This window comes from Lactobacillus sp. JM1, from assembly GCF_009834385.1.
Taxonomy (GTDB): Bacteria; Bacillota; Bacilli; order Lactobacillales; family Lactobacillaceae; genus Lactobacillus; species Lactobacillus paragasseri.
The window spans coordinates 1,044,923-1,071,010 of the sequence record NZ_CP044412.1; the positions used below are offsets into that span (position 1 = coordinate 1,044,923).

Below are 26,088 nucleotides of genomic sequence, written 5' to 3' on the forward strand. Positions count from 1 at the left end.
AAATTAAATCTCACCCTAATTATTAGCACAGTTGCTGGTTTTAGACAAATTTATCTAACGCTCTATTTTTTCATATAACGGCAATAATTGCTTAATCCCATCCAAAATAAATTCTTCCATACTTTCAACTTGATCTTGATTTCTAAAAGCAAACTTGCCCAGCAAGAAACTTGTTTTGATGGCTTCTTCATTAAATGTAGTTTGCTTTTGTGTGTCTTTTAAATAATCATTCAAGGACAAATGATCTACAAATTCCATCTCATTTTTGTCCCATAAGTACCAGTTACTAATTTTGCGATTCTTTGCCCAAGTTGGAATATCAGCTAATAATTTATTATATTGTTCAGAACTGTCACCACGTTTTTCACTCTTATAATGTTGAAACATTAAATAAACTTGCAGTTGCTTTTTATCAAGCATTACACCGATGCAGGGGCTTTTATCAGCCAAGGTATTTAAACGATAAGCTGCCCAATAATGATCGCGCAAGTTCCAACCATTTGTCCAACTTTCGACATGAACTTTAGCAAATTTATCTTGTGGTAATTTTAGATAAACACTAAGATTTACCTTTTTCCACGTTTGCCAAACATCTTTAAAACTTGCTTTTATTTGCGCTAGCTCCTCTTCAGAATATTCCTCTTTCAGCTTTTTAAAAGAAAATTCGTCACGATCAAAAATTGCATACATTTCTTCAGTTAATTTAGTCATTTTATAAAGCCCTTATCATATTTACACTAGTAACACCAGTTGGATCTGGAATATCATCACTAGTTTTTCCTTCATTATGAAAACCACGTTTTTCATAAAATTTAATCAATTTCGGTAAACAAGTTAAAGATATAGCTTGACGATTTTGCTTTCTGGCCTCTTGCGTCATTGCTTCAATTAATTTTGTCGCTACGCCTTGTTTGCGGTATTCAGGCAAGACCGCTAAACTCAAGACCATTTGATAGCGATCATCTTTTTGATTAGGATGATTTTCAAAATATAATTCATCTTCAATATAGCGTTTATTAAAAGTAGGACCAAAAATATGACCAATTACTTTGCCATCTTCTTGTGCTACCAAAAAAGTATCAGGATAATTTTCAATTCTTCCAACCATATCATTTCTGGTTTGTTCCTTGGTCATCTTAAATGCAGCAGATTCTAGATTTACTACTTCTCCTAAATCATCCATCGTTACTCTACGAATAATCATGGTATTCACTTCTTCCTATCTTTTAATTAAAAAATATCATCATCTTGTTTTATCTGCAATATAAAAAAGCTACAAAAGTTAGTAACTCTTGTAGCTCATTATGTCTAATAAATATCTTTAACTCTTTTTTTCTACCTGTAAACTAATAAATTCACTTCAACTTTAAAAGCTTCGTTTCCTGGCATCTTTCCTGATTCGTGTTTACAGAACTTAAATCCCTTGTGCAAATATAATTCTTTTGCGGGATTACCCGTTAATACTTCTAAATAAACTGGCCGTTTCATTTTATTTAATGAAAACTCTATTAACTTACTCCCAACTCCTTGTTTTTGAAAACTTGGATCTACGTAAAGCCAAGCAAGTTCATCATCACTAAACGCTACAAAACCAATAACTTTTTTATCTTTTTGTCCAACATAAATATTATACGAAAATAGATCTTCTTCATATGCTGCAATTTTTAAAGGTTTTAAAGCCCCACTTAAATTAGCAGCTTCTAATTCTTGTTTTCTTGCTTGATCATGAATCTGACATAACCTATCGAAATCAGCTTCATGATACTCTCTAATCTCTAGTTTATCCACAACAATTATATTCTCTTTGCTTTCACCAATTATTTCTATCTATTATGATAATTCTACCATTGGTAGTTCAGCAAAACGAGATCTTGTTACAGCGTAGCTTTACTTATTATTCTTCCACTTCAATCTGAGACGTTCTTTTTCATCTTTTTCCCGAAAATACGTCTTAACTCTAGGAACTACTTCTTCTCCATAAATTCTAATTGCGTTCATAACATCTTCATGTGGCATTGAAGCAATCGGTAAATGAAGATAGAATCGCGTTAAGCCTAGTTCTTCCATTACTTTAATAATCTTATTTGCAACAGTTTCGCTATCACCAACAAAAATTGCACCATTTTCTCCAACCGATTCAAGATATTGCTCATACGTCATTCCATTCCATTGCGGTCTTTCCGTACTAATTTGATCAACTAACAATTTAGTAGGATAGAAATAATCTTTAATGGCTTTTTCTTTATCTTGATCTAACCAACCCCAAGAATGAGCAGCAATCGGCATCTTCGTTAAATCATTGCCAACTTTTTCTGCAACTCTTCTGTACAACTTAATTAGTGGTTTAAAGTGCAAAGGATCACTGCCAATTATCGCATAAACGATTGGCAAACCCAACTCTGCAGTGCGAATAGTCGATTCTATGCTTCCACCAGTAGCAACAGAAATAGGGATTGGCTTTTTTGTACGCGGATAAATTCCTTTATGATCAACTCTAGGTGTAAATTTTCCTTTTGGCCAATCAAGAATTTCTTCTTTGTTCATTTTAAGCAGCATTTCGAGCTTTTCAATAAATAATTCATCGTAATTATCTAAATCATAGCCGAATAAATCAAATGCCTCAGTGAATGATCCACGTCCTGCCATGATTTCAACTCTACCAGGCGCAATTGCGTCAATAGTTGCGTATTGTTCGTAAACTCTAATTGGATTAATTGTTGGTAGATTTGTAGTAGCACTTGAAAGATGGATTTGCTTAGTTTTCGAAGCAGCAGCTGCTAAAATGATTTCCGGTGCTGAGACAGCAAAGTCTTTGCGATGGTGTTCACCGATTGCAAATGCATCAATATTCAATTTATCTGCAAGAATAATTCCTTCTAATAAATCTCTGATTCTTTGGTCATGACTAATTGCTTTTCCTGTTTCTTCTAATGGTGTAGTTTCACCAAATGATGAGATAGCTAATTCAATATCAATTTTATCAACTCCTAAATTTACTTACTTTTAGTAAGCAGAATAATAGCATATGATTTTTTGAAATGCAAGAGATGAAAAAACGTCTATATTTACACGGAAATATATGTAAATATAGACATCTTATGTATCAGCTCTTTAACAACCAATCAATCACGTTAATTTGTTTAACACCATTATCATCATAACTTCCTGGATCTTGAGTCAAAAGAATTTTGGGATAATTATCTTTAATTTCCAAAATGGTGCAATTTCTCTTTGATATGTCTTTTCATCTTGAACCGTCAAACTAACTTGATAGTACTCTTTTAGACCATCGTGAATAGCTACAAAGTCGACTTCTTTATTGCCGATATAATATTGTAATTTTGAAAAAGAATCACTGGCTACCAGACAGAGATTCACTGAATAACTAGAATTCTAATAATAGATTTGCTAAGATAACTGTAGTTAAATAAACGCTTCCGCCGGGAAGTAAACAAATAAGAGTAATTATATATCTCATTAGGCCTTTGAAGAGATATACAATTACTCTTTTCTTTTGGAGGAATTTATATGACTTGGATTTATTTAGTAATTGCAGGAATTGTCGAAGTTGTCTGGTCAACGACGATGAAATTGAGCCAAGGATTTACTAAAATTGGTTGGGCAATTGCAACAATTATTGGGATGATAGCTAGTTTTGCAGGGTTAATTATAGCAACGAAACATTTACCAATTGGAATCGCGTATCCAGTTTGGACAGGAATTGGAGCTGTTGGATCAGTACTAGTTGGTGTATTCTTATTTCATGATCAAATGAATATGATGACATGGATTTTTGTCATTTTATTAATTGTTTCAATTATCGGAATTAAAACTACTGCTGGACATTAAAAATAATATTTATTTATTACTCTCTTGACTATAACGCAACGTTACACTTTATACTGACTAAAATTGAATTAGGAGAGATAACAAAATGAAAATAACAATTTTTCTATTTCACCCCGACTTAAAAATGTCTAGTGTAAATCAAGCGCTAATTAAAAGTATAACAACAGAAGTTAAAAATATTTACGAACTTTACCCAGATGAAAATATCAATATTAAAGCAGAACAAGATGCTCTAGTAAAAAGTGACCGGATCATTTTTCAGTTTCCAATGTACTGGTACAGCGTTCCCCCCACTTATGAAAAAATGGTTTGATTTGGTTCTTGAACATGGCTGGGCTTATGGTAGTAAAGGACACGCACTTGATAACAAGGAAGTGCTAGTTGCGGTCAGTACGGGTGCACATTTAGCTGATTATCAACTTGGTTCCAAGCAAAATCACACAATTAATGAATATCTATTACCTTTATTTAGTACATTTACCTCGACTCGAATGAAAATTCTTAAACTAGCGTAACTACCGCTTAAACAAAGTCGTCATTTATAGTTAGCCGGTAGTGAAAACTTACTAATATCAATTCCTTCCAACTGCAAAAGTTGGATTTTTTTGTCAATTCCCCCACTATAACCGGTAAGATTGCCATTACTACCAATTACACGATGGCAAGGTACAATTAAAGCAATATGATTTCTACCTACTGCACTCTCTACTGCTCGAATGGGTAAATGATCTGCTCGCCCAGCTACTTTTTCTGCAATTTTTTTATAAGTAGTAACTTCACCGTAAGGAATTTCTAGTAAGGCTAACCAGACCTGATTTTGAAAATTTGTTCCAATTAAATGTAATTTAGGTAAAAACTTAGGATTCTTTCCTTCAAAATAGAGATCAAGCCATCTAATAGCATCATCTAAATATTTATTTTTACCAAGTTGATGATCTTTAGCTAAATTATCAGCATAAAAGCGATCAATACGAAGCCACAAGCCAGTTAAGCCTTGCTCATCACTAGCTAGTAAAATTTGACCAACAGGAGAATTATAATAAGCAATTTTTTGCATTTTACCACCTCTTTCCATTAATAGTGATACGTGATTTAGATAATTAAAATATCATTTTAATATCAAAAATTATCATAAAAAAGAAAAATGAGCTTTACACCAAAAAATGAAGCTCATTTTCCTACTTTTCTTCTAAATTTTTAATAGCTCTTACCAACAATTGATCGAACTCATCACGCTGCTTCTGAGTAAAGCCTTTGGTCATCTTACCTTCCATTTGGTTAAATTCTTTAGCAAAAGCAGCAGTTCGAGAATCAATATCCGCTATTACTACTGGCATTAATTTAATACGCTTTAATCTTGAATCATCTGAATCTTCGATTAATTTTACAGCATTTTTCTGAATCAGATGTTTTACTAACCCATTAGCCATTGGTCGCGTAATTCCCAAAACATCTGGCAAGTCACGCTGATACACAACTTGATCTTGATGATGATATAAATACATAACTACTTCAATTTGTGATTTAGTAAAAGGAACGCCCTGTCGTAATAATATTTGAGTAATCTCCTTTGACAAAAGAATATCTAATTTTTTAACTTTATTGATGTAATTATATATTTTCATTGATCTCACTATAATTCTGGTTTAGTTCTATTTTTTAAGATAAAAGTGAGTACAAAACAAATTAGTGAAACCACAGCAGCTGCCGCATTTTATCAGCTAATGATGTTCTGAAACTCATTACTTCCACCACAACTTAATCAAAGCTTGTGTTCCATCATTGCCCAATTTCTTTTGGTCAACCAAGATTTCATATAAATGCCTTGCTTCTTCAGTCGCAGGCAGATCTAACTGCATCTTATCAGCTTCTTATAAGGCAATACGCAAATCTTTTAAAAAATGTTTAGCCAAAAAAACAGGTGTATAATCACCCTGCAATATTTTTGGACCATATGAATCTAGACTAAAATTTTCTGCTGCACCAGACTGCAAGGTTTGACAAATTTGTTCTAAATTTAAATGTGCCGCTTTAGCATATACCAGCATTTCGGTCATGCCAGTCATGGTTCTCCAGCAATCATAATTTGATTAGCCATCTTAGCATGTTGTCCACTACCATAACTGCCAAAATAATTTAATTTGCTAGCAAAGGTTATGAATAAATCATGCAAATGATTAAGGTCTTCTTTATGGCCACCGATCATGGCCGTTAAAGTTCCATTTTTGGCGCCAATATCCCCATCAGAAACCGGAGCGTCTAAGATATGTAAGCCTTTTTCTTCACCAATTTGATCAATCTTTTGTGCCAGACTAGGTTTACTCGTGGTCATATCGACAACATATTGACCAGCTTTGGCGACAATCAAGATACCATCCTGACCAAAATAAATATCTTCAACATCTTTTGGAAAGCCAACCATAGTGAATAAAATATCAACTTTTTTAGTTAGTTCAGCTGGATTGTCCGCCCATTTAGCCCCATTATCCAAAACTTTTTGCGCATGAGCTTTTGTTCTATTATAGACAGTTACATCATAATTATTTTTCCGTAAGTTATTAATAATCCCTGTACCCATTACACCGATACCGATAAATCCAATTTTCATAATTTTTGTTTCCTTTAATTAGATGCTACTAAAAAAGAGGGATGCAATTAAGCCCCCTCTATTCATTCTAAAACTATAAATTTAATTCAAAAGCAACACGGTATGAATCAATTGGATCCATATTCTTAATATTGCCACGTTTTACAAAGCCAGCGTCTTCAACAATATGCCAAACTACGTCGTTAGTTCGAAAAGTATCAACGCGATAATTCCTTATGCTTTCCGCATAGTGCATTGAAGTCAAACTGCTCATTAAATAGCTAGCAAGGTGCATCCCGCGATACTCATCAGAAATTGCAACGCGATGAATGGCCACATAAGGATCAAGATCACTCTTCCATTTACCATCAATCTGCTTGTAATTAGGATCAGGTCCATCCGTAATTGCAGTATAAACAGCATTTTTCTGATCAACGATTAAGACCCAAGCGGCCCCGTCTTTAATATCGGCTGTAATAGTCTCAACATTGGTATAACCACTTTGCCATTGCGGATTTTCCTCTTCTTTTAAAAACTTTTTTGCCTCATCAATAATCGGCATGATTTGTTCAAGGTCATTTTTGGCTGCTTGACGAATATAAATTAGTGACATATTGTCTCCCTCCTTTAATAAAATTTTATCAAAGGAGCATCTCCTTTTTGAATTTAAAAACTACTCTTTATTAATTTCCGATAATCAAAAAATCCACGAACCAGTTAGTTCGTAGATCTTTAATAACTATAATAAATCAATATGACGTAGTTTTCGTTTTAAGCTCCCCTGCTTCTCTAACAGTACAAATTTACGCGATAAAGTTTCGGGAGTAGTGCCTAAATACAAGGCTAAATCTTTCATTTTTAGGGGCAAAGTAAATGAATTTTTATTCACTTGTTTTGCATAAGCCTGTAAATAACTCAATAGTCGATCTTCTACCTTAGGCAAACTTAATAATTGAATTTGCTTATGCATAGCACGTACTTTAATAATATTTTGTTCTAAGAGTTGAATACTTAATTCTGGCTTCTTTTTCATTAAAGCTAAAAAATCATTTCGGTTGAGTAAACAAATATCACTATTTTCTGTAGCTTCCACATAAGTATTCGTATTTGCTTCACCAAATAACCAGTTTTCACCCGCATAATCACCCGTCTTTAAAATCTGGGTAATATTTTCACGGCCATTTTCGTCTAAAGTATAAAGGCGGGCACCACCATGAGCAACAATTACTAAATTATTACTTGAAGTAGGATCCATTACTAATTCACCATTTTGATAATTTTGATGGTGAACTAGTTCTTCTATTTGCATTTGATCATTTATTGGTAATGCATTAAATAATGGAACTAAATGTACACATAACTCTGCCATCTAAAAACTTCCTTTAGTTAAAAATCATCGTCGTCATCATCTTCTTCAGTATATAATCTTTCACGCAATTCATGACCTAAAAAGTTTTGCGATTGACGGATTTGTTCCTTAATCCAGGCTAGCAGTTCAATCAAATTAGCACTCAATTCTGGCCAAGTTTCTTTTTGAGTTAAGGCAATTGCTTTAGTAATAAATAAAATTTGTGTATCAAAGTCTTTTACTAAAGCGAAAAGTTGATCTTGACCATTTTCGTACTTACTTGCTCCATTCTCCTCAAGCATAGTATATTCTTTAAATTGATCAGTAGTGGTAGGAATACTTTCGCCGTTATTAACTAAAATTTGATTTAACTGGTTAAACTCATTCTGTTCATATCTGATCCACTCATCAGCACGCTGTTCTAAAAATAAACTAGCCGACCCCTTGGCGAAGAACTTAGCTTGATCTATTTTCAAAGTATGGATTAATAAATTAGCAATAATGTGATCCACCATTGCACCCGCTGTAGGCGTATGATGATCAATATCACTTTGCTTTAATTCTGCCTTGTATGCTTCCTCAGCCTTCATTAGTCTAGCTCCTTTGCCTTTACACCCTTGACTTCATAGCCCATCTTTTCGATTGCTGTTTTAACATCGTCAACATTAGCCTTATCAGTATTCATCATGAACTTTAACTTACCGGCATTAAATAATACCTTGATTTGATCTGTACCATCGACATCTTCAACTGCCTTTTCAATCTTGGTTAAACAAGATGGGCAAGTCATGCCACCTAACTTCATCATTACTTTTTGCATAAAAATCTTCCTTTCTTATTCCTTACATGTTTAATGCTAAATCTTTTTCTTTATCAGAAAATTGATGGCCGTCAACTTTTCGATGATTTTTAATTAAACGCATGCCGTTTAAGATTACGACCAAGATACTGAATTCATGAATAAACATGCCATTAGCCATCTCGACATAACCTGTAAATAATCCAATAAACAATAACAACACAGTTAACAATGCAATCCCAATATTTTCATTCATATTTAAAACCGTTCGTTTAGAAATTGATAAAGCATCGGCAATTTTACGCAAATCATTTTTAACTAAAACAATATCTGAAACATCGACTGCAACGTCCGTACCGCTACCGATCGCAATAGCAATATCGGCATTAGCTAACGCCGGACTATCATTGATGCCGTCACCGATAAAGGCAACATGATGACCATTTTCTTGTTCCTTCTTAACAAATTGTGCCTTATCTGCTGGCAACATTTGCCCATGAATTTCATCAATTGGCAAATCAGCCGCAATTTGTTGGGCAGTTTCTTGATTATCACCTGAAAGCATAATCAACTTCTTAATACCTAGTTGCTTCAATTGCCTTAATGCAGTTTCTGCTTCTGGGCGAAGACGATCTTTAATGCCGAAAACAGCCAATTTACTTTGATTACTATTAGTTAAGACTACAACAGAGTTTCCCAAATTACTTAATTTATCAACCACTTGAGTTAATTTAGAATTAGCAAAGGTATTTTCCTCAATTAAAGCTAAATTCCCTAAATAATATTTTTCTCGATCCAAGTCAGCTATCATCCCGTTGCCCTTAACTGTCTTAGTCTCGATTTGATCAATCTTCTGCTCACTTAGTTTAGCCATTGCTTTGGCTAACGGGTGATTACTTTGAGATTCAATATTGGCAGCAAGATTAATAATTTCATCCTTATTACCACTCAAAACTTCAATTTTATTTACCTCAGGATGGCCAACTGTTAACGTACCGGTTTTATCAAAGGCAATCTCATCAACTTTACGAGCCGCATCCATTACTTGTGAGCCTTTAAACATCACGCCGTTCTTAGCCCCATTACCGATACCAGCGACAGTTGAAACGGGAACGCCAATAACCAAAGCACCGGGACAGCCTAGAACCATTACTGTAATCGTTAATTTGAAGTCTCTAGTAATTAAGCCTACGATAATCGCAATCACTAATACCGCTGGAGTATAGTATTTAGAAAAACGATTGATTAATTTTTCAGTATGAGACTTAGAATCTTGAGCTTCTTCTACCATTTCGATAATTTTACCAAAGGTAGTATCGTTTCCAGCTGCTGTAGTTTCTACCGTCAAGGTACCATCTTCTAGAATTGTTCCGGCATAGACTTGATCACCTTGTTTTTTATCAGCTGGTTTTGACTCACCATTAACATTGGCTTCATTTAAATAGCCTGAACCTGCGACAATTTTTCCATCAACTGGGACTTGATCGCCGGTTTTAATCAAAATCTTTTCACCAAGATCAATAAAATCTATGTCCTCTTCTTCCGTTGCTCCGTCATCTTGCAAAACCAACGCAGTTTTTGGCGCCATTTTAGTTAAATCAGACACAGCTTTACGAGTCTTTTTAAGAGTAAGTTCTTCTAGAACATCACCTAATGCAAAAAGCCAGGTAACAATCGCCGCTTCATTAAATTCGCCAATAACAATAGCACCAATTACTGCTAACGATACTAAGACATCAATAGAAACTAATTTTACTTTTAATGATGAAATAGCTGTTAACAAAATTGGAATTAAGCCAATAATTCCTACTATTAGCATCAAAACTTGATAAGCAGCATTGATATGGAATAACCACTTAGCTGTTTCCGCAAATAAAATCAGCACAGTATTAAGTGCCAAAATTATCTTTTGATGTTTAACAAAAAATTGTTGAATCTTTACCATTTACATTCTCCTTTGTTTTACATGTTTTAGTTTAGGAGAAATGAGTTTTACAAAAATTGATAACCATCAAGAAAAAGCACTTAATATTGTAAATTAAGTGCTCGTACTTTTAGTAAGATTATTTGAATTTAACTTTTTGTTTATTACGCTTCTTGATTTATCCGCCTAATATCGCGTCCCTGCGTCAATCTAATGACTAACCAAATCATCGCGTAAGCAAGGATAAAAATAAATAAAATTTGCCAATTAATCAACCAATTATTTAAAAACATCATTATTGAAAATAATGCAAGGGTTCCAATAAGATGAAAAATAAATGCTAGTAAATACGATAAGTCCGTTTTAAATAGAAAACTTAATTCGCCAATCAAACCACTGCAAATGAAGACGATAAAAACACTATTTATCGAAACAACCGTTAACCAAAGGGTATCTATATGAAAAATAAATTTTAAAACAAAACCGATAATCACTAATTGCACGATTGCCCGAATTACGCTAATTAAAATATCTTTGGTTAATCCCAGCTTTTCTTTTGCGGAAATTGCAATTGATACTAATACTAGCGCAAAAGCTAAAACTAAGGATAAGTTGCTAACCGTTACATTTTTCATTTACTAAGCCCCTACTTTTAATTTCTAAAACATTTTTAGCTACTTGAATTTCACTCTGATCATGAGTCACTTGTACAATAGTTGTCCCTTGTCGATGGACAGATTCAATCAAACGATGAACTATTTCTTTACTTTTTCCATCTAATCCCGTTGTAACTTCATCAAGTAATAGCACTTTGGGTAAGAAGACAATACTTCGAATTAAAGCAACTCTTTGTTTTTCACCGCCTGACAAAGAATTTATTTCTTTATTTAAAAATTCAGCTGGTAAATCTACAATCTTTAATAATGAATCTAGCCTGACTAAATCTACTTCTTTATTTCTGATTTGATAGGGAAAAGATAAATTATCTTTAACAGTTTTGCCAAAAAGAACCGGCTGCTGAAAGCAGTACATTACTTGTCGACGATACTTAATTGGGTCTAATTTTTGAATCTCGCTACCATGATAAAAAATAGTGCCCGAACTGGGACTGATTAAGTTCGCAATTAATTTTAGAATTGTACTTTTCCCGCTCCCGTGGACCAATTAAAGTTAAAAAGTCACCATTTTTTATCCCAAAAGATAGATTATTTAAAATAGTTCGTTTTCCCACTTGATAATTAACGTTTTTCAGTTCAATTATTGTCATTGATTATTCCTTTAAATCTTTTCTTTCAATTATAGTACTTTTGCATAATCAAGATTTAAGTGAAAAAGCGTAAAAAATAAAAGTTTGGAGCTAATCTCCAAACTTTTTACTATATTTTCTGTTCAACATCATGAATTTTAACCACTAATACTGCTCGAATCCAATCAAATTGTGCTTTCATTTGATCAAAATATGCACCTTCATTAATAAATTGACCACTACCGTGAATATGATACCCGCGACCCATACCAGCGGTTCCTTGATAATTATAAGAACCAATCGTAATCGTTAATTCATGCTTAGGATCTTTCTTGAAATCCTGTTCAATTGAATGCATCCCAGCAGCCGGAATCAAAATAGTATCATCCGCAACCACATTAATATATTGTGACCAAGTATTAACCACACTAGCTGGATTGCCATTGATGGAAATAATCGTTGCTGGTCCTTTATCTTCTAAAACGTCTAAAAAATCTTCGTTCATTATCTTTGTCATAAATTCTACCTCCTAAAACCTTTCAGTTTTACTTTATTCTTTAATCCTGACAACCTATGTCAGAATTAGCAAATTAATATTGCCGAATTATTTCATTTAACTTTTCCAAATAGCTATCCTTTAATTCTTTTGGCTTTAATACTTTTACTTCAGAACCCAGAGATATCAAATAGTCGACTAAATAATGTAGTTCTTCCTTGTTATATTTACCATTCAGATATATTTTTCCATGCTTATGGTCAATCTGCATGATTGGGTATGAATTATACTCAACTTTTTGTTCACCGATTTTGGTTAACTGACATTGATAAGGGATGCAATAATGCTCCCGTTCATATTGCCGGAAGCTATCAAGTAATTGCTCTTTATTCATCACCGATTGTTTAGTATTTAGTAGCTTTACTGTTTCAAATTTATCAAGCCGCAAGACAAACCAACGTTTTAAATCCAAATTATAAGCATGACAAAACCAATTCCCTGCTTGATAGAATATATCAAGCAACTGCAATTTTTGTTCTTCTTTAATAAACTGAAAATTTCGCGCTAAAATTACGCTATTATTCAGACAAGCTTTAAGTAGCAAAGTAAAAAAAGGCACTTCATTCAAGCTTGGCTGACTAATATAGTGAACAAATTCTTTTTGAAGACTAATTTGGTTTTGTACTTTTTGAGGTAGATTCTTTAGTAATTTAGTCTGAATCTTTTGATATTCATTACTGTATGGCGTTTCACTAAGATTTTTTATTGCCTGTAAAGCGAAAAAGATAGCGTTGATCTCTTGCGTATTAAAACGGATGGGCAATAGTAACTTACTATTAGTAATGTGATAACCACCACTACGCCCAGTTTCACTATAAAAAGCTAAGCCTAACTGCTCTAGATCGGTAATATCTCGCAAAGCTGTTCGCTCAGAAATTGCAAATTTTTCTTCTAGTTCTTTTAAATGAAAGATCTTTTTATCGGTTAAGTATAGTAGTTCTTGATTAAGTCGTTCAGATTTTTTCATAGTTGTGCAAGCTTTCCTGTCAAAAAATGTCAGTCTTTTATTCTATAATAATGCTGATAGGCGTTCAGGACAAGGAAGGTCATACTATGGTAGATATTTTAACTAAACAAACCAGCAATCAAAAATTTTCATTTAAATGAAATTTACGTTGACGATGTTGAGGCAGCAAAAAAAGATTTAGGTGTTTTAGAAATCACGCCTAAAACCGCTAGTTACCTAGACCACCGAACTCACCCAATCTTTATGAGAAAGTTTGAGTTTTAGCAGTTAGTTCACCATTTTAAACATAAAGAAACATAATAAATTCCAGTATCAATCCACCGAAATTTGTGATGTTTTGTTTATTCTTTTACCAAATGGATTTCACGGTCGAATAATTTACGCATCCCTTCATTGAAGTTATGTGCAATAAAAACAATCGTTGCTTTACTTTTCAGTAAATTCTTTAAAAGAGCCCTATAAATATCATTTGACAAAAAAGAAAAGCAGCTTTATGCCGAATGAGAATTAAATAAATGTTCTTCGAGGCAGGGTGAAATTCCCGACCGGCGATAAAGTCCGCAACCCGCGCAAGCGGTTGAACCCTTAATGGTACCGATAGTTATAGTCTAGATGGAAGAAGGATAATTTTAATCTACGCTTATTTGCGTACTTGAATTATTTTTTAACTTGCATACTATTTCTGAACCTCGAAGTTTAGCTTCGAGGTTCTTTTTTTGTTCTGTTAGGAAGTGATTTAAATGGAAAAAGACCAATATTATATGAATTTAGCTTTACAAGAAGCTAAAAAAGGACGCTTCCAAACTTGGAAGAATCCTTTGGTTGGTGCTGTGATTTTCAAAGAATTGAAGATCAAAGAAATCAATTTGCTAACTAATAATCCTGATAAAATTGACCAATTAAACGATTACGGTATTAAGATTAATAAACGTATTCCATTAGAAATTGCACCTAATGATGTTGATCGTTTTTACCTACAAACTAAGAAAAAGAGATTTCATCATTTATTAGAACTCAAGGAGGCTGAATAGTGACTGAATATACTGGAAACTTCACTAATACTCATGGAAAAATCGCGATTGTCGTAGCTAAATTTAATGAAATTGTTACTAAAAATTTGGTTCGCGGTGCTAAAGAAACACTTCATCAATTCGGAATCCAAGACGATGAAATTGATGTCATCTGGGTACCAGGAGCATTTGAAATAGGCTTCACTGCTCAAAAACTAATTAAATCTGATAAATATGCTGGAATTATGACTCTCGGTGCAGTAATCAAGGGTGAAACTGATCATTATGCCATGATTATTCAAAACGTAACTAATGCGATTATGCAGATGAATTTACAAGCTAAAGTTCCAGTCACTTTTGGTATTTTAACTACAGAAAATATTGAACAAGCTTTGCAAAGGGCGGGCCTAAAAGCAGGCAACGAAGGCTCTTCTACTGCCCAAAGTTTACTTGAAATGATCTCCCTCAATGAGCAATTGTAATTACTAACTATTTTATCCAAACACAACTAAATCCAACAAAAAACTAGCCATGTTGTAAAAACATGACTAGTTTTTCTTGATAACTTATCTTTATTAATGACTAAATTAGAATCTTGCCATACCTAAGGCATGTTGTGCAGCTAAGTTAAGCAAACTCCATTGACGATCAAATCCTGGTTGGAAGAAGAAGTCTTGTTCAGCCAAGTCTTCCAAACGCATCTTATGACTAATTGCTAAAGCTAAAACATTGCCTTGAGCAGTAATATCATACTTGGAAAGTACTGCACCACCTAAGATTTGGTGAGTGTATGGATTAAAGGTTAAGCTGACATATACCTTAGGATTATCTGCTTCTGGAACATAAGCTGGACGCATATAGTCTTCGTAGAAACTAGTTTGATAATCAATCTTATTTCTAGCAGCTGAGAATTGGTTTAATCCAGCTGTAGCAAAGTGATAGTCAAACACACTAAGAGCTGAAGCACCGATAACACCCTTGAAGGCACGATCTGGCTTATCTTCGAAGATATGATCAACTACATATTGAGCTTCTCTTCTAGTAGTAGTGGCTAAGGCAATTGGCATTGGTTTACCGGCTGGAATCGAAAGCGGCAGAATTGCATCCCCAATTGCATAAACATCTTTTACATTAGTTCTCAAATATGGATCAGTCTTAATCCACCCTCTTTGATCTAAATCAACTACGCCCTTTAGCCAGTCAGTGTTAGGCATTACACCTGCTGAAACAACAACTAGATCAGCTGGGACATCACCTTGATCAGTTTTAACACTTTCAACTTTTCCATTACCATTAAAGCCTTCAATTTTGACACCCATCTTCAAGTCCATATTTTTCTTAAAGGCAGGTTCCAAAACATCGAGTAATTCAGAATTAAGATAGGTTCCTAATGGGCGATCAATCATATCCATTAAGATTACATGCTTGCCAGCTTTAGCAAATACTTCGCTAGCTTCGGTACCGATATAACCAGCACCAACAATAGCAACATTTTTAATTGCTGGATCGTTAACAGCACTCATCAACTTAGAAGCCCAGTCACGTCCACGCATCAAATAGATATTCTTGAGATCATTACCTGGCACAGGTAAAACTTTAGGAGTTACGCCTGAAGAAAGAATCAACCTATCATATTGGACTTCCTCTTCAGAATTATTAGTTAAGTCCTTAACTGTAACAGTCTTATTTTCAGGATGAATAGCAGTTACTTCATGGTTGGCATAAACATGACCGCCCTTCTTTTCAACATCTTCTGGGGCAAAGTTTCTAACGTCATCTTCTGCTGTAACTTTATTTTCTAAGTACAACTGCATCCCACAGGACATAAATGAAATAAAGTCGCCAGCTTCGTAAACAGTTACATCTACATCATTATATTTATCTAACAGCTCAATTGCTGATTCATGACCACCATGTGAAGCACCAACAATTACAATTTTACGTTTATCCATAAAATCCTCCTAACACAATAGTTTCTTCTTTACAGTGTTAATGGTAACATTTATTATTTAATATCCATCATATTTTGCTCAAAACTAATTGACAAAAATCAAATTCTATCTATCATTAGCAGCAACCACCAAAACCATCATTATCGTAACCATGATGACGACCGCACATATGATGCATCATGCCAAATGGCATTTCCATGCCCATATGACGACAACGACGCATCATTTCATCAAAATCATCATTAACATGTTAGAAATTGGTTGCATCAAGGAATTAACCCATGATTCTTTAAAGAAAATGTTTCTTGTTAATTAAATCAAATATTTTTCTGATTTCAAATACCACTTCTTTACTAAAGTAGTTAAAGCAATATATAAGATTAGCAAAAGAAATACAATTGCTAAAAAGTACATTGGAATTGGACCAAATTTTATTGCTTTAACTATTGGTGTAATAAATGGTAAGACAGTTCCCACCACTGCCATCCCGATTGTTGCCCAAGTAACAATTGCTGTAGCATGTTGCTTAATAAATGGTAGTTTGGGATCTCTAAGTGCATGAATAACCATTTCTTGGGTCCAAAGTGATTCAATAAACCATCCTGTACAAAAGATGGCTGAGAAAATTAATTTTTGCGTTGTGCTAGCTGCTGCATAAATAGTTCCCGTTACTTGCGGACAAACCATAAAGAAAAGTAAAGCAAAAGTTATGATATCAAAAATAGAGGACGTTGGACCAAAGTAGAACATAAACTTCGGTAGCTTCTTTGTACTCCACTTTCTAGGCTCTGATAAATAATGCTTATTCATAGTATCAAATGGAATAGATAAGCAACTAGTTCCATACATCAAGTCTAAAATTAAAAGTTGAATTGGAAGCATTGGTAAGAATGGCAAAAACGAAGAAGCTACTAAAATTGATAAAATATTACCAAAATTAGAAGAAAGCGTAATTTTAATATATTTCATCGTATTGCCAAATACTTGACGGCCAATTTGTACTCCCTTTTCTAAAATCATTAAATCTTTGTGGAGCAAAATTATATCTGCTGACTTTTTAGCAATGTCCACCGCTGTATCAACTGAGATAGCAACATCTGCCGCTTTCATTGCAGGAGCATCATTGATTCCATCTCCCATATAAGCTACGGTATGACCATCTTGTCTAAGTAAGTCAATAATCTGAGCTTTTTGTTGTGGAGATAATTTTACAAAAACATCGCATGCTTGCACCATTTGTTTTAATTCAGCGTCAGTCTTATTTTCAAGGTCTTTTCCCTGATAAACTCGATCAATATTTAAACCTACTTGCTTCCCTACATTTCGCGTAACTGCTTCATTATCTCCAGTTAAAATTTTGACTGTAATGCCATCTTCTTTTAAGGCAGTCAATGCTGCCTTAGCACTGTCTTTTGGTGGATCTAAAAATGCTAAAAATCCAACTAAGATTAATTCATTCTCATCATCAATGCTAAATTCACCAACAGGAGCTGGATTCTTTTTATATCCTAAAAGAACAACACGTAAACCATCCTGATTCATCTCATCAATTTCAGTTAAAATTTTCTGACGTTGATCTTCATCAAGTGGACTTATTGCACCATCTATTTCTACTCTGTTAGAACAAGCAAGCATTTCTTCAGCAGCACCTTTAGTTACCAAAATATGTTCGTGTTGCTGGTTAATAACGACAACGCTCATACGTCTTCTCTTAAAATCAAAAGGTATTTCATCAATCTTTCTGTAGTTTTGATTAATTTTCTTTGTATCTAACTCTCCTTGAGCAGCATCAATAACTGCTTTATCAATTAAATCTTTCATCCCTGTTTGATAATAACTATTCAAGTATGAAAGCTCTAATACTTTTGGCTTTTCTTCTAAGTTTAAATTATAGTGTCGTTCTAAAACCACTTTATCTTGTGTTAAGGTACCAGTCTTATCAGTGCAAAGAATATCAGCTGAGCCAAAGTTTTGGATTGAATTCATTCTTTTAACAATGGTTTCATGCTTAGCCATTTCAACAGACCCCTTAACTAAATTGCTGGTCACAATAACTGGCAACATTTCTGGCGTTAAACCAACAGCCGTTGCAATAGCAAAAATTAATGCATTTAGCCAATCGCCTTTAGTTAAACCATTAATCAAAAACACTAGTGGTGCAATTACAGCTGTCATGATTAGTAATATTTTAGAAACATTTTTAATTCCAATGTCAAAAGTTGTCTCTTTGTTTTTATTCTGAGCAAGAGTACGGGCCAGATTTCCAAAAACGGTTTTGTCACCTGTAGCAAAAACGACGCCCATTCCAGAACCAGAAACAATATTTGTTCCTTCATAAAGGATATTTGGATAATCTAAGTAATTATCACTTCCTTTTGGCTTCTGATCTGCCATCTTTTCAACTGGACTTGACTCTCCATTTAATGAGCTCGCTGAACAAAATAAGTCTTTACTCTTTAACAAATACATATCTGCTGGCACTAAATCTCCAGCAGCTAAATTAATAATATCGCCAACTACTACATCTTTAGTTGGTAATTCTTTATCTTCGCCAGCTCGTTTAACATTTGTAGTTACAGAAACCATATTTAGCAATGAATCAACCGCATCACTTGTTTTTACATTTTGAATAAAACTAGTAATTCCTGAAATCAGAACCATCATAATCATGATAATTACGGTACTCAAATCTTTTTGATCAGCTGGCACAAAAACATAGTTAGTTAAAAAAGATAAACCTGCTAAAAATAACAACACACCAGTAAAAGGTGTCATAAAAGCATCGATTAAAAAATGTAATTTTGGATGATGTTCTTTATTCGAGACCTCATTTAAGCCATCTTGCTCCAAGCGTTGTTTTGCTTGAACAGGATTTAATCCATTAATTGTTGTATGCAATTGCTTTAAGACTTCATTTTTTTCTTGTCTAGCAATTTGTTTAGCCAAAGTCGCATTAGTTACTACGCGATCTTTAGAGTTGAATTTTAACATAGTAATCTCTCCCTCTAAAAAATCGGCAAACAAACAAAAAGACCAACACAAAAACTGCATTGGTCTTAACTTAGCGATTTATACTCGTCGTTCAGTTTTAACACTACGTAACGTGAAATTTTTCAACTAGCTGACTGGGAAAAGCCTTAAGTCGACAATTCCTGTTTAACCCGTTGGCATCTCTAGATGTTGCTGGGCATCAGCGTATATTTACGTAGGAGTCTCACCTAACAGTTCATTTGCTTCTTTATTCAATTAACGGTTAATAGATTAAACAATTATTCTTTATTATTCAAGCATGTTTATAAATTCTTTACTTTTACTCTAAATCCATACATCAAATAATTAATCTAAGTTAAATTGTTTTAGATAATTAGCTAAATACTCTACAGTTAAACTTTGCGGATCTTTAATTAATTCTAGTGGTCGGCCTTGTGCTACAATACGACCACCATTTTCACCACCTTGTGGTCCCAGATCTAGCATATAATCTGCATTAACAACTAAATTCAGGTCATGTGTAATCGTAATAATAGTTGCACCTTGATCAAGCAATTTTTGCATGACTTCAACTAGGACTTTAACATCCAGGGGATGCAGACCAATTGTTGGTTCATCAAAGACAAATAAAGTATCGTCTTGCTTATGACTTAAGTGAGTCACTAATTTTAAACGCTGTGCTTCTCCACCAGATAAAGTTGGCGTACTTTCACCTAAGTGCAGGTAATCTAAACCAACTTCTTTAAGCAACTGCAAATCACGTTCAATCTTTGGCACACGCTTAAAAACAGGAATCGCTTCGTTAACATCAAGATTCAAAACATCCACAATTGACATATCATGCCACTTTATTTTTTGAATTCCAGGATTATAGCGGTCGCCATGACAAGTTGGACAAGTTTGCTGCATATCAGGCAAGAATTGAATATCTAAAGTAACAATTCCTGTTCCACCACAAGTTGGACAAGCACCTTCTTTATTGTTGTAAGAAAAATAGCTTGGCGTATAATGTTTTTCTTTAGCCAAAGACTGTTTTGCAAAAAGTTTACGCAAATTATCCATAATTGAGGTATAAGTAGCAACTGTTGAACGCGTACTCTTGCCAATTGGTGAAGCATCCACGCTAACCACATTATTAATTGGACAATCAAAATTCTTAATTTGTTTAGGTAGTGGTTCACTTTTATCTTGTGCCTTGATTGCAGGAACTAATGAATCTAGAATCAAACTAGTTTTTCCAGCTCCAGAAAAGCCCGTCACACTAGTTAATTGATTCAAAGGGATACCTGCTTGAACATCTTTCAAGTTGAAGTAATCTTCTACTTCAAAACTAATTTGATCTGAATTAACCTGATCGCTAACTTTTCTAGCCATTAAATGTGCTTTCCCATTTAAATATGGTGCAATTAGTGACTGCTTATCTTTCTTAATTTCTTCAGGACTGTCTTGATCTAAAATTTGACCACCTTGTTCACCTGAACCTGGACCAATTTCAATAATCTCATCAGCAGCTTTAATAATATCAACGTTGTGATCAACAACTACTAAAGAATTACCCTGATCAACTAATTTGCGCAAAACTTTAATTAAGCCATCAACGTTAGCTGGATGCAAGCCAATCGAGGGTTCATCTAAGACATATAAAACGCCAGTTGTTTCTGTACGTAGTGTTCTCGCTAATTGAATTCTCTGAAGTTCACCAGTTGATAAAGTGTTGCCAGCTCGCTCCATAGTTAAATAATCTAGTCCTAAATCAAGCAACGGCTGCAGATTATTAAGAAATTCATTGATCAAAGAGCTAGCCATTTTATGCATATCTTCAGGCAATTTTGCTAATACTTCCTTACTCCAAGCTGGCAAATCCCCTAGCTGCATTTGTTGAACTTGATAAATATTTTTACCATTAACTAACTGCTTCAAAAGTTCTGGACGAAGACGCGTACCATGACAAACTGGACAAGTTGAATAAGTGAAAAATTCTGCAATTCTCTTTTGTGCACGTTCACTTTTACTACTTTTTGCTGAGCGCAAAACTGCTTGGTGGGCATTTTCATACAAAGCATTAAAATCATGAAATACCCGACCTGTTCCAGACAAAAAGTCCATCTTATATTTTTTCTCAGGACCATTTAAGACAAAACCTTTTTCTTTATCCGTTAAATCCTTATAAGGAATATCAATCCTTACTCCAGCATGTTGAGCTACGCTTGGCATAAAGTTTCTTCCTGGTAAGCTCCATGAAGCAACTGCTCCGTCCTCAATTGATAAATTAGGATCAGCAATTAGTTTACTGTCATCAAGCTGACGAACTTTTCCAGTTCCACCACATTCTTGACAAGCACCATCAGAATTAAAAGCAAAATCTTCAGCGCTTGGTACATAAAACTTAACACCGCATGTTGGACAAGTAATTTGTCCCATTTCTTCACCTGACTTAGACATAGCTTCCGCGATATCTAAACTTGGAGCTACGCGGTGACCGTTAGGACAAACTGGCGAACCTAATCTTGAAAAAATCAAACGTAAAACGTTAAATGTTTCGGTTGTTGTCCCAACAGTTGCCCGTTCATTTGGAATACTTGGACGCTGGCGCAAAGCTAAAGCAGACGGAATATGTTTAACCGAAGTAACGTCAGCTTGTGCACCTTGTTTAATTCTACGACGCATATATGTAGAAAGTGCATCTAAATATCTTCTTGATCCTTCTTCATATAAAATTCCCATTGCTAAAGAAGACTTACCTGATCCAGACAAGCCTGAAATAGCAACAAATTTATGAAGTGGAATATTTACATCAATATTTTTTAAATTATGGACTCTCGCACCTTTAATTTCTATTTGAGTTGGTAATTCCAAATTAAACTCCTATCTAAAGCTTCAATTTTTTCTTTATTTTAAAATTTTATATGTTAAAATACCATTTTTTGTTAGACCAAGTTTTTCAATATTTAAGCCAATATTGAACTGCCACAAGTCGTTGCCAATTTTAAAATTGTTATCTTGAGCATATTTTCTAATTACAGCTAAACCTTTTTCAATTCCTGCACCAGTATTTGCATAGGTATCAACTTTTGCCTGCGGTAAATCTGTAAGAAAACCTGATAAGTTCTTATTAGCCATGACACCAGCACCTAATTCTTGGTAAAACTGACTATATGCCGAAGCAATTTCTGCTTCCGAACAATCAACTTTAAAATCAAAACACCAAAAATCATGATCTGGTAAAAAACATTTCTTTACCATATAAAATCGACATTGGTTAATCGAAAGTTATCATTTTCTTTTTGACGCAAAATGGATAAAATTTGCTTTAAATTTTGGATACGTAGTTCGATCTTATTTTTTAAAGGTATTAATTTTTTATTTAATGCATCCCTGCTAGAATCGCCCAAATAATCTTTAATTTCTTCTACCAAAAGTCCTAAATCACGTAATCCCAAGATAAAACCAATTTGATAGAGTTGCTCATAACTATAGTAGCGATAACCAGTTTCTTCGATCTTCATTGGCTTAAAGACATCTTTTTGATCATAAAATATCAAAGTTCGTCTGGTAGTGCCTGCAAGTTTAGCAAATTCAGAAATTGATAATAATTTATCATTGGCCACTCTCAACATTCCTTTCTTAATTATTCTCTATAAATAAAATAAACTGTGACGCGAGGTTACAGTCAAGGGATTTAATTTATTAAACCATTTTCAAATCTATTTACTCTCCCCAAGCGTAAAATATAGATAAGAGAAAACATTACTAGAAAGGAAAATCATCTATGGAATCTGCACTATATCCAATTCAAAATAAATATCGGTTTAACACTTTAATGAATGGCACTTGGCAATTTGAAACTGATCCAAATTCTGTTGGCTTAGACCAGGGATGGAATAAAGAGTTGCCTAATCCTGAAGAAATGCCTGTACCAGGTACGTTTGCAGAATTAACTACCAAGCGAGACCGTAAATACTATACTGGAGACTTTTGGTATCAAAAAGACTTCTTTATTCCTTCATTTCTAAAGAAGAAAGAACTTTATATACGCTTTGGTTCAGTTACTCATCGTGCAAAAGTATTTATTAATGGAAATGAAGTCGATCAACATGAAGGTGGTTTTTTACCATTTCAAGTAAAAATTTCTAATTATATTAATTACAACCAAACTAATCGTGTAACTGTTTTAGTCAATAACGAATTATCTGAAAAAGCTATTCCTTGTGGCACCGAAGAAATCCTAGATAATGGTCAAAAACTTGCTCAACCATACTTTGATTTCTTCAATTATTCTGGCATTATGCGCAATGTTTGGCTCTTAGCACTCCCTCAAAGCCAAATCACTAATTTCAAACTAAATTATCAATTCGTTGATTGTAAAATCAAATTGAACACTTTAGAAAAATAAAAAGTCCATTCGGACCTGTTTGATAGAATGTTAATAACCACAAAAACTTTCTATTGGAGGTCAAAATGGACTCTTTACATTCTACCATGAATCGGCACGTTAAAGGAAAGCATTTATCATTTGAAGAGCGAGTTATTATTCAATTGCGTTTGAAAGATGGCTGCTCTTTGCGTGCAATTGCTCGTGAACTCAACTGTTCTCCTTCTACTATCAGTTATGAGGTTAAACGTGGCACTGTAAAACTGTATCATGGTAAAGTCAAAAGATACAAGGCTACTCAAGGACATGATGTATATCAAGCTCATCGTAAAAATTGTGGGCGTAAATCAGACTTTCTCAAAAAAAATCAATTTATTCACTATGTCCACAAACATTTCTTTAAAGACGGTTGGTCGCTTGATGTTTGCAGTAATCGTGCCACTGTTGCTGGCGAATTCTCTAGCAGCGATGTTGTCTGCACCAAAACTCCTTATAATTACGTTGATAAGGGCTTATTAGGCATTTATAATTACGACTTGCCTGAGAAGCTTAAACGCAATACCAAGCTTCATCGTGTTCGCAAAAACAAGAAAAAGCTTGGCAGAAGTATTGAAGAACGTCCAAAAGAAATTAGTGAACGTAATGAATTCGGTCATTGGGAATGCGATTTGGTTCTTGGACATAAGACTAAAGATGATGAAGTGCTGTTAACCTTATCTGAGCGCATGAGTCGTGAATTCTTAATTATTCGTATTCCCGACAAGACTTCTATCAGTGTCATGCAAGCCTTTAAAGAACTCCAAAGACAATACAGTGAACACTGGAATGATATTTTTAAAACTATTACCACTGATAATGGTTCAGAATTTGCGGATCTGTCCAACCTAGAAGAAGCATCCAATACACTGGTTTACTATGCCCATCCTTACACTTCTTGTGATAAGGGAACAGTTGAAAGACACAATGGTCTTATTCGCAGATTCATTCCTAAAGGAGAAGCAATAGCTAACTATTCTTTACAAAATATCATTGATATTGAAACCTGGTGCAACTCATTGCCAAGAAAGATCTTAGCTTATCATACACCAGATGAAATCTTTGAAAGAGAATTAGATCGAATCTATCAAGCAGCTTAACCAAAAGTGTTCAATTTATTATTGCAATTTACGACCATATTATTTTGTACCTTTGCAGTCTGATTAATATCATTTTTAAAGAAATAGCGACCAATTCTTTTACGTATTTGATGTAAATAATTCTGTGTTTCTTTACTATATAAATAATCTGATCCCGATATTAGCCCAAGTCTGACAGCGTCACAGCCTAAAGCTAAACACATAAACAGAATAAAGCCCAATAAATTCATATTTCTAAGATAGTTATATGCTGGCGTCATTAAATATTGTGATAATGAGTCAATTGCCATTCCTATAAAAACCATAAAGAAAATCAGAATAAATAATTTTTTATTTGATTTAAATAGTTTTTTTATGCTCATTTCTATCTCCAAGTAAGTAAAATTTAATTATGTTTTAATTAAATTTTACAACTTCACACTTACAACTTCAATATTCTAAAAAGTATTAGAAATACGACAAACCATTTAAATCTACAAAAAAGCAGAATTTAGATTACTTTCGAACTAAATTCTGCTTTTAAGTTTTAGATAAATATTTTTTAATACAAAGTTGGGACCAACCCACCATCAAGTCTTAAGGCTTCACCAGAAAACGAAGATGAATACGGGCTCGCAACAAAAGCAGTAAACCTTCCTACTTCTGCTGGTCTAATTAAACGTTGAATCTGAGATAAGGGACGATGATTTTTCATAAAGTCACTTTCCCATTGGTCTTTAGGTAAATCCGAGTCTTTATACATATCGACTAGCATCTGCTCTACACCTTCAGTTAAAGTAGAACCTGGCATAATTGTATTTACAGTTACATGCGTCCCCACTGTTAACTTAGATAAACTTTTAGCTAAAGACAAGTTCATTGTCTTAGTTAAGCTATACTGTGGCATTTCTCCAGATGGCATTACAGCCTCTTCACTAGCAATAAAAATAATACGTCCAAAATCTTGTTTAAGCATCTTAGGAAGATAAAATTTAGCCAAAGCATTACCAGAATAAAAATTAACATCAATAAAATGTTGCCAAGTTTCTTCTGATATATCAAAGTAATTCATTGGCTTAAAAATGCCCATATTGTTAACTAATACATCAACTTTAGGAATTTGCTTAAACAATTCTTCACGCTCTTCTGCAATTGAAATATCATATGCAGCGCCTTGAGGATTAGTATTAGGAAACTTTTTCTTGATTTCATTAACTACTTGATCAACAGTCTCTTTTTTACGACCATTAATAATGACATCGGCACCTTCACGAGCCATTTCAATTGCAATTGCTTTTCCGATTCCTTTAGTTGAACCGGTTATTAAACTTACTTTTCCCTTTAATCCAAGATCCATGATTTACCTCCAATG

27 protein-coding genes, 5 pseudogenes and 2 riboswitches are annotated in these 26,088 nt (G+C 33.9%); of the genes and pseudogenes, 7 read left to right on the forward strand and 25 right to left on the reverse strand.

Translation table 11 applies throughout. The features are described 5' to 3' along the window. Positions 1-54: 54 nt before the first annotated feature. The 5 genes and pseudogenes from F3I00_RS05325 to F3I00_RS10970 form a co-directional block, all read right to left on the reverse strand. Entirely contained in the window at positions 55-711 is a 657-nt protein-coding gene (locus tag F3I00_RS05325) for an HI_0552 family protein (RefSeq protein WP_020807815.1), read from the reverse strand. A 1-nt stretch (position 712) separates the two neighbouring features. Further along, entirely contained in the window at positions 713-1,204 is a 492-nt protein-coding gene (locus F3I00_RS05330) for a GNAT family N-acetyltransferase (RefSeq protein WP_020807816.1), read from the reverse strand. Between the two features lie 131 nt (positions 1,205-1,335). Then, positions 1,336-1,788, reverse strand: coding sequence for a GNAT family N-acetyltransferase (locus tag F3I00_RS05335; protein WP_020807817.1), 453 nt, complete (start codon positions 1,786-1,788; stop codon positions 1,336-1,338). 99 nt (positions 1,789-1,887) lie between these two features. Continuing rightward, entirely contained in the window at positions 1,888-2,976 is a 1,089-nt protein-coding gene (locus F3I00_RS05340) for an LLM class flavin-dependent oxidoreductase (RefSeq protein ID WP_024273058.1), read from the reverse strand. Between the two features lie 127 nt (positions 2,977-3,103). Beyond that, positions 3,104-3,324: pseudogene (locus F3I00_RS10970) on the reverse strand (ATPase); the annotation flags it as partial. A gap of 204 nt (positions 3,325-3,528) precedes the next feature. Here F3I00_RS10970 and F3I00_RS05350 point away from each other — a divergent pair. The 3 genes from F3I00_RS05350 to F3I00_RS10915 all read left to right on the forward strand — a co-directional run bounded on the left by F3I00_RS05350 (position 3,529) and on the right by F3I00_RS10915 (position 4,364). Next, entirely contained in the window at positions 3,529-3,849 is a 321-nt protein-coding gene (locus F3I00_RS05350) for a multidrug efflux SMR transporter (RefSeq protein WP_020807821.1), read from the forward strand. An 85-nt stretch (positions 3,850-3,934) separates the two neighbouring features. Then, complete coding sequence (locus tag F3I00_RS10910) at positions 3,935-4,162, forward strand: NAD(P)H-dependent oxidoreductase (protein WP_020807822.1); 228 nt, start codon at positions 3,935-3,937, stop codon at positions 4,160-4,162. A gap of 1 nt (position 4,163) precedes the next feature. Further along, positions 4,164-4,364, forward strand: a complete 201-nt coding sequence (locus tag F3I00_RS10915) for an NAD(P)H-dependent oxidoreductase (RefSeq protein WP_035425615.1) — start codon at positions 4,164-4,166, stop codon at positions 4,362-4,364. Positions 4,365-4,384: 20 nt separating this feature from the next. Here F3I00_RS10915 and F3I00_RS05365 read toward each other — a convergent pair whose 3' ends face one another. The 13 genes and pseudogenes from F3I00_RS05365 to F3I00_RS10975 all read right to left on the reverse strand — a co-directional run. Continuing rightward, positions 4,385-4,906: a methylated-DNA--[protein]-cysteine S-methyltransferase gene (locus tag F3I00_RS05365; protein ID WP_020807824.1), complete on the reverse strand. Its 522-nt coding sequence runs from the start codon at positions 4,904-4,906 to the stop codon at positions 4,385-4,387. A gap of 121 nt (positions 4,907-5,027) precedes the next feature. Next, positions 5,028-5,474, reverse strand: coding sequence for a MarR family winged helix-turn-helix transcriptional regulator (locus F3I00_RS05370; RefSeq protein ID WP_020807825.1), 447 nt, complete (start codon positions 5,472-5,474; stop codon positions 5,028-5,030). A 117-nt stretch (positions 5,475-5,591) separates the two neighbouring features. Beyond that, positions 5,592-6,457 (reverse strand): annotated as a pseudogene (locus tag F3I00_RS05375) (NAD(P)-dependent oxidoreductase). A gap of 73 nt (positions 6,458-6,530) precedes the next feature. Further along, positions 6,531-7,049, reverse strand: coding sequence for a GNAT family N-acetyltransferase (locus F3I00_RS05380; RefSeq protein WP_159311025.1), 519 nt, complete (start codon positions 7,047-7,049; stop codon positions 6,531-6,533). A 126-nt stretch (positions 7,050-7,175) separates the two neighbouring features. Continuing rightward, positions 7,176-7,805 carry a Crp/Fnr family transcriptional regulator gene (locus F3I00_RS05385; protein WP_020807827.1) on the reverse strand — a complete coding sequence of 210 codons (630 nt, stop codon included), beginning with the start codon at positions 7,803-7,805 and terminating at the stop codon, positions 7,176-7,178. 17 nt (positions 7,806-7,822) lie between these two features. Further along, a complete protein-coding gene (locus F3I00_RS05390; RefSeq protein WP_003648812.1) occupies positions 7,823-8,374 on the reverse strand; it encodes a hypothetical protein in 552 nt (183 codons plus the stop codon). Then, positions 8,374-8,604 (reverse strand): heavy-metal-associated domain-containing protein, encoded by a 231-nt coding sequence (locus tag F3I00_RS05395; protein ID WP_020807828.1) that lies wholly within the window; start codon positions 8,602-8,604, stop codon positions 8,374-8,376. The genes F3I00_RS05390 and F3I00_RS05395 overlap by 1 nt, the downstream gene beginning before the upstream one ends. A 22-nt stretch (positions 8,605-8,626) precedes the next feature. Next, positions 8,627-10,528, reverse strand: coding sequence for a heavy metal translocating P-type ATPase (locus tag F3I00_RS05400; RefSeq protein ID WP_020807829.1), 1,902 nt, complete (start codon positions 10,526-10,528; stop codon positions 8,627-8,629). 143 nt (positions 10,529-10,671) lie between these two features. Then, the gene (locus F3I00_RS05405) at positions 10,672-11,142 is read right to left on the reverse strand and encodes an ABC transporter permease (protein ID WP_020807830.1); all 471 of its coding nucleotides are present in this window, start codon (positions 11,140-11,142) and stop codon (positions 10,672-10,674) included. After that, positions 11,123-11,774, reverse strand: a pseudogene (locus F3I00_RS05410) (ATP-binding cassette domain-containing protein). The gene F3I00_RS05405 and the pseudogene F3I00_RS05410 overlap by 20 nt, the downstream one beginning before the upstream one ends. A gap of 109 nt (positions 11,775-11,883) precedes the next feature. Continuing rightward, positions 11,884-12,270 carry a hypothetical protein gene (locus F3I00_RS05415; RefSeq protein WP_003648806.1) on the reverse strand — a complete coding sequence of 129 codons (387 nt, stop codon included), beginning with the start codon at positions 12,268-12,270 and terminating at the stop codon, positions 11,884-11,886. 73 nt (positions 12,271-12,343) lie between these two features. Further along, entirely contained in the window at positions 12,344-13,276 is a 933-nt protein-coding gene (locus tag F3I00_RS05420; RefSeq protein ID WP_020807832.1) for a YafY family protein, read from the reverse strand. A 341-nt stretch (positions 13,277-13,617) separates the two neighbouring features. Beyond that, positions 13,618-13,728, reverse strand: a pseudogene (locus F3I00_RS10975) (ABC transporter permease); the annotation flags it as partial. Positions 13,729-13,790: 62 nt separating this feature from the next. Beyond that, positions 13,791-13,904, forward strand: a riboswitch (FMN riboswitch). A gap of 112 nt (positions 13,905-14,016) precedes the next feature. Here F3I00_RS10975 and F3I00_RS05430 point away from each other — a divergent pair. Both F3I00_RS05430 and ribH read left to right on the forward strand, forming a co-directional pair. Continuing rightward, complete coding sequence (locus tag F3I00_RS05430; protein ID WP_020807833.1) at positions 14,017-14,307, forward strand: GTP cyclohydrolase II; 291 nt, start codon at positions 14,017-14,019, stop codon at positions 14,305-14,307. Continuing rightward, a complete protein-coding gene (ribH, locus tag F3I00_RS05435; RefSeq protein WP_020807834.1) occupies positions 14,307-14,768 on the forward strand; it encodes a 6,7-dimethyl-8-ribityllumazine synthase in 462 nt (153 codons plus the stop codon). Before F3I00_RS05430 ends, ribH begins: the two co-directional genes overlap by 1 nt. Positions 14,769-14,873: 105 nt before the next feature. Here the strand turns inward: ribH and F3I00_RS05440 are convergent, their stop codons facing one another. From F3I00_RS05440 to F3I00_RS10785, 5 genes are all read right to left on the reverse strand, one after another. Beyond that, on the reverse strand, positions 14,874-16,238 hold the full coding sequence (locus F3I00_RS05440) for an FAD-dependent oxidoreductase (protein WP_020807835.1): 1,365 nt from the start codon (positions 16,236-16,238) through the stop codon (positions 14,874-14,876). 312 nt (positions 16,239-16,550) lie between these two features. Continuing rightward, positions 16,551-19,229, reverse strand: coding sequence for a magnesium-translocating P-type ATPase (gene mgtA / locus F3I00_RS05450; protein ID WP_020807836.1), 2,679 nt, complete (start codon positions 19,227-19,229; stop codon positions 16,551-16,553). Positions 19,230-19,304: 75 nt separating this feature from the next. Further along, positions 19,305-19,471, reverse strand: a riboswitch (M-box (ykoK) riboswitch). A 103-nt stretch (positions 19,472-19,574) separates the two neighbouring features. Beyond that, entirely contained in the window at positions 19,575-22,085 is a 2,511-nt protein-coding gene (locus F3I00_RS05455) for an excinuclease ABC subunit UvrA (protein WP_020807837.1), read from the reverse strand. Positions 22,086-22,118: 33 nt separating this feature from the next. Next, positions 22,119-22,472 (reverse strand): hypothetical protein, encoded by a 354-nt coding sequence (locus F3I00_RS10780; protein ID WP_020807838.1) that lies wholly within the window; start codon positions 22,470-22,472, stop codon positions 22,119-22,121. Beyond that, entirely contained in the window at positions 22,466-22,837 is a 372-nt protein-coding gene (locus F3I00_RS10785) for a MerR family transcriptional regulator (protein ID WP_020807839.1), read from the reverse strand. The genes F3I00_RS10780 and F3I00_RS10785 overlap by 7 nt, the downstream gene beginning before the upstream one ends. 161 nt (positions 22,838-22,998) lie before the next feature. Here F3I00_RS10785 and F3I00_RS05465 point away from each other — a divergent pair, with 161 nt between their 5' ends. Together F3I00_RS05465 and F3I00_RS05470 are read left to right on the forward strand one after the other, a co-directional pair. Continuing rightward, positions 22,999-23,622, forward strand: coding sequence for a sugar-binding domain-containing protein (locus tag F3I00_RS05465; protein ID WP_024273060.1), 624 nt, complete (start codon positions 22,999-23,001; stop codon positions 23,620-23,622). Between the two features lie 65 nt (positions 23,623-23,687). After that, positions 23,688-24,737 (forward strand): IS30-like element ISLga1 family transposase, encoded by a 1,050-nt coding sequence (locus F3I00_RS05470; RefSeq protein ID WP_159311026.1) that lies wholly within the window; start codon positions 23,688-23,690, stop codon positions 24,735-24,737. Between the two features lie 26 nt (positions 24,738-24,763). Here the strand turns inward: F3I00_RS05470 and F3I00_RS05475 are convergent. Beyond that, positions 24,764-25,099: pseudogene (locus F3I00_RS05475) on the reverse strand (ABC transporter ATP-binding protein); the annotation flags it as partial. Between the two features lie 179 nt (positions 25,100-25,278). After that, positions 25,279-26,073, reverse strand: coding sequence for an SDR family NAD(P)-dependent oxidoreductase (locus tag F3I00_RS05480; RefSeq protein ID WP_020806979.1), 795 nt, complete (start codon positions 26,071-26,073; stop codon positions 25,279-25,281). Positions 26,074-26,088: the final 15 nt, after the last annotated feature.